At 63.4% G+C, this 588-nt stretch carries 1 protein-coding gene; it reads right to left on the bottom strand.

Translation table 11 applies throughout. From position 1 onward, the window contains the following. A partial coding sequence (locus L6Q67_RS24130; protein WP_296576238.1) for an ATP-binding protein occupies positions 1 to 558 on the bottom strand: 558 nt, incomplete at its 3' end. Positions 559 to 588 lie beyond the last annotated feature (30 nt).

The raw sequence follows: 588 nt of genomic DNA, 5'->3' as shown, positions 1-588 counted from the left end.
GTGGCAAGCGAGCTGGCGCACCGGATCATCGTCTTCCACCACGAGCACCGTTTCCGTGCCCCCGCGGGGTGCCGGTTCGCACGGCTGCGGTTCGCTGTTGATTGCCGGAGCACCGATGGCCCTGGGCAAGTACAGCTTCACCGTTGTGCCATGCCCGATCTCGGAATAGATGCCGACATGCCCGGCGGATTGCTTGACGAAGCCGTAGACCATGGCGAGCCCGAGACCAGTGCCGCGCCCTTTTTCCTTGGTGGTGAAGAAGGGCTCGAATACTCGAGCCAGATGCTCGGGCGATATGCCACTGCCTGAGTCGGAGACCGCGAGCATCACGTATTGCCCGGGTGAAACGTCCGGGTGCTGGTCCGCATAGCGTTGATCCAGCGCGGCATTGGCGGTTTCGAGCGTGAGCTTGCCGCCGGTCGGCATCGCGTCGCGGGCGTTCAGGCACAAGTTGAGCAGTGCGTTCTCGAGCTGTACTGCATCGACCATGGCCGGCCACAGGCCCGCCCCCCGCACCATCTCGATCTCGATGTGTTCGCCTATGGTGCGACGCAGCATCGGGTCTAGCGCAGCAACGAGTTGATTGAC

It is taken from the genome of Zoogloea sp., assembly GCF_023150065.1.
Classification (GTDB): domain Bacteria; phylum Pseudomonadota; class Gammaproteobacteria; order Burkholderiales; family Rhodocyclaceae; genus Zoogloea.
The sequence above is the reverse complement of the archived record's forward strand: the minus strand, read 5'-3'. Positions and strand labels throughout refer to the sequence as shown.